This is a genomic window from Streptomyces sp. NPDC037389 (assembly GCF_040636475.1).
In the GTDB taxonomy this organism is placed as follows: Bacteria; Actinomycetota; Actinomycetes; order Streptomycetales; family Streptomycetaceae; genus Streptomyces; species Streptomyces hesseae.
In genome coordinates this window covers 66,561-75,337 of sequence record NZ_JBEZUS010000022.1, presented here as the reverse complement: position 1 = coordinate 75,337, position 8,777 = coordinate 66,561, and the positions used below count along the sequence as shown (strand labels likewise).

9 protein-coding genes are annotated in these 8,777 nt (G+C 68.2%); 3 read left to right on the top strand and 6 right to left on the bottom strand.

The features are described from left to right. The first annotated feature begins 651 nt into the window (after positions 1-651). Both AB0E98_RS31725 and AB0E98_RS31720 read left to right on the top strand, forming a co-directional pair. Positions 652-1,785, top strand: a complete 1,134-nt coding sequence (locus AB0E98_RS31725; protein WP_361709436.1) for a DUF2637 domain-containing protein — start codon at positions 652-654, stop codon at positions 1,783-1,785. A gap of 111 nt (positions 1,786-1,896) precedes the next feature. Further along, positions 1,897-2,223, top strand: a complete 327-nt coding sequence (locus AB0E98_RS31720; RefSeq protein WP_361709435.1) for a hypothetical protein — start codon at positions 1,897-1,899, stop codon at positions 2,221-2,223. Positions 2,224-2,986: 763 nt separating this feature from the next. On the opposite strand, the gene AB0E98_RS31715 is transcribed toward AB0E98_RS31720, so the two are convergent. Then, positions 2,987-3,250, bottom strand: a complete 264-nt coding sequence (locus AB0E98_RS31715; RefSeq protein ID WP_361709432.1) for a DUF6372 family protein — start codon at positions 3,248-3,250, stop codon at positions 2,987-2,989. A 445-nt stretch (positions 3,251-3,695) separates the two neighbouring features. Between AB0E98_RS31715 and AB0E98_RS31710 the strand changes: the two genes are divergently transcribed. Then, entirely contained in the window at positions 3,696-3,842 is a 147-nt protein-coding gene (locus tag AB0E98_RS31710) for a hypothetical protein (protein WP_361709430.1), read from the top strand. A gap of 483 nt (positions 3,843-4,325) precedes the next feature. Here AB0E98_RS31710 and AB0E98_RS31705 read toward each other — a convergent pair whose 3' ends face one another. The 5 genes from AB0E98_RS31705 to AB0E98_RS31685 all read right to left on the bottom strand — a co-directional run bounded on the left by AB0E98_RS31705 (position 4,326) and on the right by AB0E98_RS31685 (position 8,501). Next, entirely contained in the window at positions 4,326-4,586 is a 261-nt protein-coding gene (locus AB0E98_RS31705; RefSeq protein WP_361709428.1) for a hypothetical protein, read from the bottom strand. Between the two features lie 275 nt (positions 4,587-4,861). Then, entirely contained in the window at positions 4,862-5,320 is a 459-nt protein-coding gene (locus AB0E98_RS31700; RefSeq protein WP_361709425.1) for a hypothetical protein, read from the bottom strand. A 162-nt stretch (positions 5,321-5,482) separates the two neighbouring features. Beyond that, positions 5,483-6,904: a 3'-5' exonuclease gene (locus AB0E98_RS31695; RefSeq protein WP_361709422.1), complete on the bottom strand. Its 1,422-nt coding sequence runs from the start codon at positions 6,902-6,904 to the stop codon at positions 5,483-5,485. Continuing rightward, positions 6,901-7,431, bottom strand: coding sequence for a hypothetical protein (locus AB0E98_RS31690; RefSeq protein ID WP_361709419.1), 531 nt, complete (start codon positions 7,429-7,431; stop codon positions 6,901-6,903). Before AB0E98_RS31690 ends, AB0E98_RS31695 begins: the two co-directional genes overlap by 4 nt. A gap of 11 nt (positions 7,432-7,442) precedes the next feature. Beyond that, positions 7,443-8,501, bottom strand: a complete 1,059-nt coding sequence (locus AB0E98_RS31685; RefSeq protein ID WP_361709416.1) for a hypothetical protein — start codon at positions 8,499-8,501, stop codon at positions 7,443-7,445. Positions 8,502-8,777: the final 276 nt, after the last annotated feature.

The following is an 8,777-nucleotide window of genomic DNA, read 5'->3' as shown; positions in this document are numbered from 1 at the left end:
CCGCTAGCGCTTAGATACTGCGCTTCGCGCAGTATCTAAATCCAGGCGTGGCGCTAAAGCGCCCCGAAACACATAAAAACCCTTGGCATTTCGCTTCGCGAAATGCCAGAGGAAGGAAAACCGCATATCTCTTAGTGCTTTTATTTCCTTGCTTGTCTCAGTTAATGATTTCAGTCGATCGTGGAGCCGGCTGTATGGCTGCATGGTTACTGCATTGGCCTACTCGTGGAGGGCGCACTTTCCATCGGGAATTCTGGCCTGGAGCAAGTGGCCTTTTGTTTACCTGGCTAGCTTCAATCGGCTGACGGTTTAAAACCCCGGATCTGTGGGGGTTTGCTGGCCTCGGTAAATTGTACCTCTGATAGTCGATAACTGCCTCCTCATTGCGAGCTCACCTGATGAAGAGTTAGAAAAATGGTTGATTATCTGGAGCGGTCCGGCGTGTCGCTTGCACCCATGGAGAGATGCAGATACTGTTTTCTTGTCAAGTTTCATGAAACTTATGAGACTTACCGGTAGCATGAACCTGCTTATCGGGTACGCGTCATGACTGGGTGTCACGGAAGGAGCGGGATGGAGCGCGTTGAGCAGCCAACGGCGGACGCTGAGGCTCCTGTCTCAGAGGGCGCCGGAGCTCAGGGCCAATGGAGCATGCCGAAACTGACCCTCGCCGAGTGGGGCGTCCTGGTGGTCGTGCTGCTCGGTGCTGTCACCGTCGGTGTCATCGGCCTCTACTCATCCTTCGGCAATGTCACGGCCCACATGCGCACGAGAGGGTTCCAACACCCTCAGTTGGTCCCTGCGGCCGTGGACATCGCCATCCCCGTATTCGGGCTGGCCTACCTGGTCCTGATCCGGCTGAACATGCGGCTGGGCTGGGTCCGCTGGGTGCCGTACATCCTCACCGGCGTGACGATCTACCTCAATGTCACAGCGACCTCGGATCTCGACGCTCAGGTCGCACACGCAGCGCTGCCCTCCCTCTGGGTCGCTTTCACCGAGGTCGTCGCACACTTCTACAAGGTGAACGTCGGTATCGCCACCGGTACCCGGGCAGACCCCATCCCCTTCATCAACTGGATCCTGTCCCCCTTCCCCACCTTCCACCTGTGGCGCTCCATGCGACTGCAGGCCAAGACCAGCTATAAAGGCGCCCTCGAAAACCAGCGGCAGCGCGTCCGCGCAATCACGGCCTTGCGCAACGTGTACGGGCGGGCGTGGCGCCTCAAGGCACCCCTCGACCTCAAGACGGAGCTACGCCTCGGGGCCCTGACCAGAGATCAGGTCTACAACTACACGCCGTACACCCCGAACCTGACGCCTGCTCCTGTCCAGCAGCACACTCTCCCCCTGAGCCCGGAACCCTCCCCGGACCCGATCATGGAACTGCCGGCCGACGCCATCCCCGCCCAGCGCGAGCTCCAGAATCCCCCCACGCAGACCGCGCTTCCGGTAGGCCAGCAGGTCATCGAACTCCCCGATGGCGATATCCCGCAGCCAGCGAGTGAGCCCGTCCTCGACGTCGTGGAGCAGAGCGTCGAGACACGTCACGAGCGAAGCCAGCGGGAGCAGCAGGAGCAGAGCAGTCGGGACCAACAGCAGCAGGACAACTACGACAGGGCTCTGGCCGTCGTTCTCGAATACGTCTCTCTGGGCCGCACGGTTAGCGGAGCCAGAATCGCCGAAGACGAGCGCGTCACTGTCGGCGCACGCAGTGTCCAGCGGTACCTCAAGCGCATGGTGGTCGACGGCATCATCTCGGAAGACGTCGTCGAGCAGCGGTAGGCCACCACACCCGACCCACCCCGGTAGGCCCGGCGCGATGCGCGCCGGGCCTACCGGCTCAGTTCCTGTTTCTGATCCCAGGGCCTGGGGGCTTTCAACTAGCCTCGAATCATGACGACCCATGATTTCGCCGCCGTCCGCCGACAGGCGCTCACCACTGCTTATCGGCAGCTTCAGCAGGCCCGGGCCGAGCTGGAGGAGACGGCGCCTCCCGAGGCGGTCAGCAGGTACACGCAGGCCCTCTTGGGCGCCGTCGGCGAGTTCCAGTCGCCGCTGTGGGGACGCGCGCCCGGCCCCATCGACCCCAACGGATACATTCATCCCGCCGAGCTGCTGCCCGATGGCGGAGTGGACACCTCGATCAGTCCAGAAGCCCGCACGCAGAACGCGTACGACACGGATCGCGGGCGACACCGCACCAGCCAGACCCGGGCGTAGCGGGCCCTATCCGCAGGGGCTAGGGAGTTCTCGCACAGGCAGTCAGCGGGCCGGAGAGCTATGTGCAGGACCGCAGGACGTTCTCCCGGCGGTCGGTCGGCGAAGCGCTGGTGGTTGCCCGGCTCCATCAGCCGTCGACGAACCAGGACGTGGGGGGTGCTCCACGCCGGTACCGCCTTTGCCGGTGCTGATGCTGGAGCCCGGACAGGACGTCGAGCAGGCCCGCGCGCTGGCCCAGCGGCGCGATCCCGAGTCCCAGGAGCCGTTCTCCTGGGACAGCGGGGGCCTGTCCGACCGGATCCGCTCGCCGTACGGGCGCGGACTGCTCGACCAAGTGCGCGGCCGCGACCCGGAGGCCCGCTGGGGGGCTCCGCACCTGCGGACGCGGAGCCTTACGAGAACGACGGCGGGCTACCGCCTCCGCAGCGTCACACAGACACAGCACACCGCCACAGGCCCCGACGCGCAGGGCCTTGCGGGAAGCCACCCGGCTGATCCGGACCGGAACCGGACGCTGGCCCTGGCCCCTGACAGCGAGGCAGAGGTACTCCGGGCCACGGACAGCCTCGACAGCGAGCTCCAGGCCAGTACGCCCCGCAACATCGGCAGGCTGCGGATCCTGGCCGACCGCCTGACCTCCGCCCTTCTCGGGCAGCGACCGCCGGTGCGGCCGAGTGGGCAAGCTCCCTGGTGGCGACCCTCCAGCAGGCACTGCCCTGACCACACACCTCGCCCAGCCGCCCTCGGAGCAGGACGGCGGTTATCAGCAGTCGTGCTCCGAGGCGTCGGCGAGCCGGGCAAGGATGCCGTAGCAGGAGCGGCAGACCGGCAGGGGCTCGCTCGATTCCCCGGGGGCTTCGACGCGGAGGAGTAGGCCGGGCTCGCCGGCGGCAGTGCAGCCGCTGGCGCCGAAGGGGCCGGGGGTCTCGCGGTGGTAGAGGCCGCACAGGCACCGGCAGCCGCCGGGCTGGTGCTGCTCCCACCGGAACAGCGCGGCCAGCTGCAACACGAGCACGGGGGCACTCACCGGCCGGCCCCCGCCGCCGGGGCAGACGGCAGTGCCTGCGGGATGGAGGGGATGCTGTGGGTCACGCGGGCAGTCTGCCGGATCTGGCCCGCGCCCGGGCACGGGGCGGCGCAACTAGCATTCGAGACATGGACGGCATTCCCCGGGACCAGCTTCCCCGCGTCCTCGTCTGCCTCGAGGGCGACCAGGTCCTCGAGGTGCGGGTGACCCGGCACCGGCACTTCCGGGGCGAATGATGGTACGACCTCCTCGTGACGCTCCCGAGCAGACGTGACACCCCGCGCGGGCCCGTCCCGGACGTCATGGAAGTCGAATTCGCCGCCCGCCACCCCACCGTCCAACCGATCGAAGGCGAGGATTACGCAGCCCTGGACCCGCCCCGGCCGACGAGCGCCACCGCTGGCGGATCTCCGAGGCCCCGCCCGGGAGCGCCTACGAGGTGGTCATGTACCGGCTCGACTGCGCCCAGGGCGCCCTGTCGCAGCAGCTCGCCACCGACCGCGGGGCCCTGCGCATGCTGGCCGACCCGGAGGAAGCCGTCACCTGCGCGATCTGCCGACCCGAAAATGTCCTCGGCCACCTCTTCGGCTGACCGCGGCCAGGTGAGGGGGGAGCTCCTGCACCGGCAAACCCGGCCCTGGTCCTGCCCGGGTCCGAAGGCCGCCTCAGTCGTTGATCTGCATATGACAACACATCCCGCATCCAGCCCCGCGTCGCTCCTGGCCCAGTATCACGCGGGGCGTGGGTACCTACGGCCGCCGAGCGACAGTTTGCCGGAGCCGCCGGTCACCCGGATGGGTGGGGGACCGGATTGCCCGGCCTCGTTTCTGCGATCACTGCTCGTTGCACGCGAACAACTCGGGGCGGTATCCGGAAACAGCCCCGAGACATGGTTCAAGGCGCCCTCAGGGCGTGGAGCAGGCCATTGGGTGTCGGCGGTGCTCCACGCCCGGATCGAGGGGCGCACGCGGGCGCCCAAAGGCGCGAGCCCGCGAACCCCGGAGGCTGCCACGTGCTGGCGGATCGCGCGTGTGACCTGTGGTGATGCCGGTGTCAGGAGAGCCGGGGCAGGCTGTCAGTCGAGATCAGGCTCGGGGAGCTCAAAGACAGTCGCAAGACGCCGCGCCGCTTCATCAATGGCCTCCTTCGAGACCGGCTTGCCTTCGCGTACCTCGGCCATTGTCGTTTGGGCCAGGGCTCTCGCGCCTCCCACCAAGGTGGTTTCTGACGCGTCAGGGAATGCTGCCTTGAGCAGACTGATGCTGAACTTCTCCGTCTCGGCGAGGTTCTCAGCATCTGTACCGGCTCGGTGCGCGCTGGCTATTTTGCCGCTCATAACGGAACGGCTCCTTTCTCACGTCCCGGCTTTGACCAAGCACCAAGGGCACTTCGAGTGCTTGGCCAGCGGTGACAATCCTGCGAACGCGTATTCGTGACAACACTTCGCTTGCCCGATTCCATCCGGGCACGGGTTGGGGACCGCCAGTTTCAGGGTACGTTCCCAGTGGTCCTGGGCCGTGAACTTGTCGGAATCATGGATTCTCACGAATCTGGCTGCGAACGATACCTCTTCCGGTGTGCCATCACCGTTCAGCATCCCTTGGAAGCTCATCACTCCTCCCCTGGCGCATCGCCCGGAGTGCTGCCCGAGGCCTTGATGAGATCACGGACATTTGTCACGAGCGGGTCATTGGGATCCTTGATCGCTGCAAGCCTGCGCGCGAAAACCTGAGCAGCGAAGAGACCGATCAGGGTCGGGAGCGCGAGCCATCCCAGGAAGCGCAAGATCGCCGCGAGCGTCTGCTGCAGGGCGCCATGTGTCGCCTTACCGAACGGGCTGGTAAGCCCGAGCAAGATCTCGTATGCCGTGACGTAGCCCGTGATCGTGCCCAACCAGACGAAAAACGTTCCTACAACGAGCACGCTGCTGGCTATGACGTACAGCGCGAGTTTCCTGAACCTGCTCAGAGTGAAAATCCGCCAAGTGCCTCGGCAGCTTGCCCAGGCGCCCCTGACCCACTCGGGGAGCCGGTCCTTCTTCGCGTTCTGGCGAGGATCGGCACTGGCCACGTGATCAACGCTACGCCGCTCGAGCTGCGCAGCAACTGGGCCACCCCGCTGCCGGGAGGCGCCGGGCAGGTGCACCCTCCGGAAGGTGGCGCGTCGGCGCCCTCACCGGTGTCGGGGTGGTGGGATCGTGCCGTCCCACCACCCCGACACCGGCCGGCCGCTCTACTTCGCCCTGGGCGTGAACTCCGTACCCCGCCCCTTGGACATCTCGATCAATACGTCCCGGGCAGCTTGGCAATCCCCGAGCGCACGGTGCCCACCGCCGAGCCGCAACCACCGGCCGGAGCCCAGCCAGGCGGCGTATGCCTCCATCAGGCAGAACCAGTTGTCCCAGGGTTCCAGGTGCATCGGCTTCCGCTCCACCCGGCGGATGTCACCGAGGACCACGGACCGGTCGAACTCCGCGTTGTACGCACAGACGACCCGGTTCTTCGTGACCTTCCACAGACGGGGCAGAACCCTGTCGAAGGGCCGCGCGTCGGCGACGTCCTCGTCGGAGATACCGTGCACCCAGCGGGCACCCGGCGTGATCTTCACGGTGGGCTTCACCAGAGTGTCCATCAGCTTCTTGCCAGTGGCGGCGTCGATGACGGCGATCTCGATGGTCTGCCCGTACAGGTCGGTGGTCTCGGTGTCGAGGACCACCGCGGCGTCGGGCTCCAGCAGCGCGCGGGCCTGCCGGGTGAGCCGCCCCCACCGCGGACACAGGGTGATCTCGTCGGCATAGCTGCCAGCCGCCGGGTCGGCGGCCAGCTCGCCCGCCACCTGGTCCTTGCCCGGGGCGCCCTCGCCCCGCTCCCAGTCCAGCTCCCAGCCGCCCGAGTACGGCGAGTTCCACGCCCACACGGTCACGCCGTGCCGGTCGGCCAATGCCTGCGCGAACGCCTTGACCGTGACGGCCCGGGACGGCGCGAGCTGCGCGTACTCGCGCAACGGCGACAGGGTCCCCTTGGGCAGGCCCCGGACCGCTTCCCAGTCCACCCCGGGCAGATCACGCAGATCCTCAACGTCGCCGAGCCGGAACAGCGCCACGGTCACGGTGCGCCGCCCGGAGCCGACCGGCCGCTCGTAGGAGCCGACGGGCTCCACCCAGCCAGCGGCCTCGACGTACCGCCAGTCAGCAGGGTGCCGGATCTCCAGCACGTCGGCGGCGGCCTGCGCGGTGATGTGCTGCTCGCCGGCGGCCTCCTCGGCGAGCCGGTCCACGTCCGCGATCAGGTACCGGCCGCCCCTGCCGACGGTGACCCGTCCCTCGGCGCCCATGCGCGCGATGTCGCGCCAGTGCCAGCCGATCCGCTCCGCTGCCGCATCCCGCGGCAGGCTCGCCGCCTCCCACGCCACCCGCTCGGCGACCAGCCCGCGCACAAGCTCGGCGTCGAGCGCGAGCGCATCGGCCGTCGCATACATCGGGTGGCCTTTGTACGAATCACAGGAGACGAGGTGCTTGTGCGCGACGAGTTCGGCAACGTCATCCGCCGTCACCGGCTCCCCCGAGTGCTGCGCCAGCAGACCGGCAATCCTCCGCGCACCGAGCGCTTCGGGCAGGGACTCTTGCGGCGTTGCCTCCAGGACGGTGTCGGTCATCGCTGTGCCTCCTCGGTGTGCGTGGGACCGTCGGCCGGGGGGATGGGCAGAGGGCGGCGCTGCTCGGTGCGCCAGAGCAGCTGCAGGAACTTCACGGTCGGCGATGCTCCGTAGCTGATGTCCACGTCGGCCCGGTCCACCATGAACGGCGGGTGCCCGGGCACCTCCGCCCGAGCCACATCAACCCGCGGCCAGGGGATGAGGGCGTCGTGCTCGACAAAGCCGCCGAGCTCCTCAAACACCACCTCGCCGTAGGAGCTGGAGAAGAGGTTGGGGCCAAGGACAGTGACCGTCTGCCCGCCGACGAGCGTCAGGGTGGCAGGGGGTTTCGGGGGCCCGGGTTCGAAGATCTTGTCGTGAGTGCGCAGCCACGCCATCACCTCGGAATGCCGGAACAGCGGGCTTTCGTCCGTACCGCCCACAGCGTCCGGGAAGTCGTCGTACTGGTGGCGCCAGTTCTTGACGGCGGCACGGCCGACGCCGGTAATCCGCGCGATCTGCGCAAGGTAGACCAGGGGCTCGTCCACGGTGGGCCCCTTCACGCGAAGCGCACGCGGGCGACGACGGCCACCAGCTCGCCCGCCGCGGCGGCCGCGGCGATTGCGTCCGGGTCGGCCGAGCCGACCGGCCCGCACACCAGCGCGTGCTGGGCGACGTCGAGCAGCTCCCACCACTCGTCCGGCACCTTCGCCGCCCCGCGCCACAGCTCGACATCGTCGAAGCCCTCGGCGTCGGTGTGGCAGAACTCCTCCAGCGACTGGGCCGCGATGCCGGCGCGAAGGCGCCAGTTGAAGTCGAGCTCGGGGAAGGCGCTGCCCCGGCCGTTCCACGGCCGCCACTGGCAACGGCGGCGCAGGTCCTCCAGACCGGCACGCTCGGTGCGCGGCTCAAGGGCCAGCAGCGGCAGCGGCCGCCCGTCGGGCATCTCGACGACCCCGAGGTGCAGGGTGTAGTCCCCGCCGGGCCACCCGGTGGTGGACTTGCCCGTGCCGCCGGGCGCGTTCGGCACCATCACGACCGGGGAGGGCGCATCGAAGGCGCCGACGGTCTCCTCGGGCTCCATGCCGAGATCCTGGGGCCCGATCACCTTGATCATGCCGGCGATCTCGTCGGGACTTGCCCCGCCCACGGCCCACTGGTCGAGCGCGTCCTCCAGGAGCTCGGCGGCCCCCGGTGCCGACATGTGCTCGACGGCGGCGAACGCCGTAGTGCCGTCGCCGGACTCGGCGGCCGCCAGTGCCAGCGGCGACCAGGACCGCGTCGTCGCCGAGAGGATCGGCGAATGGACGGCGCCGCGATTGAGCGCGAGCCCGTAGACGGCGCCTGCCAGCGCGGCGAGTGTCGGCCGGTCGGCGCTCGCCTTCCGCGCGAGCGAATCCTGGCAGGGCCGACATCCGGCCCTGCACGCGGCCACGAGCCGCGCCGCGAGTTCGGTGTCCGGGGCGCGCCCCGCGCTGTACGGCAGGTTCCCCAGGACCGTCATGTCCGGCAACGGCGTGTGCTCGTGCGTCGTCCGCGTGGCCGCAGCTTGATGCGGGGCTCCCGTGCGGCGGGCCCTCTGGCGGGCGCGCGACTTCTTACCGTGCTTCTTGACCACAGCTTCTCCCTCGAAGGGCGCGCAGCGGTTACCCATGACCCGACGCACGCGAGCGAGAAGGACTGCGCGGGCACTCGGAAACGTCGTCAGCGATCCACGACGGTCTTGCTCTTCGCACTGATGCGCTGGGACCAGGGTCCTGGCACCTTCGTCCTCAGTGGCTCCCAGTCATGGGCTGAGGCGCGGGCTTCGGCCGGTGCGCGGCCAGATACTTCAGACAATAGCGGTCCCTACTGACAGCCGCCGCGAAGTCGGGCAAGCACTGTGCCGCGGCGA

Coding starts and splice junctions, on each gene's coding strand:
- AB0E98_RS31710 (WP_361709430.1), top strand. CDS start 3,696: ATGTACCGGCTCGACTGCGCCCAGGGCGCCCTGTCGCAGCAGCTCGCC.
- AB0E98_RS31720 (WP_361709435.1), top strand. CDS start 1,897: ATGACGACCCATGATTTCGCCGCCGTCCGCCGACAGGCGCTCACCACT.
- AB0E98_RS31695 (WP_361709422.1), bottom strand. CDS start 6,904: ATGACCGACACCGTCCTGGAGGCAACGCCGCAAGAGTCCCTGCCCGAA.
- AB0E98_RS31725 (WP_361709436.1), top strand. CDS start 652: ATGCCGAAACTGACCCTCGCCGAGTGGGGCGTCCTGGTGGTCGTGCTG.
- AB0E98_RS31705 (WP_361709428.1), bottom strand. CDS start 4,586: ATGAGCGGCAAAATAGCCAGCGCGCACCGAGCCGGTACAGATGCTGAG.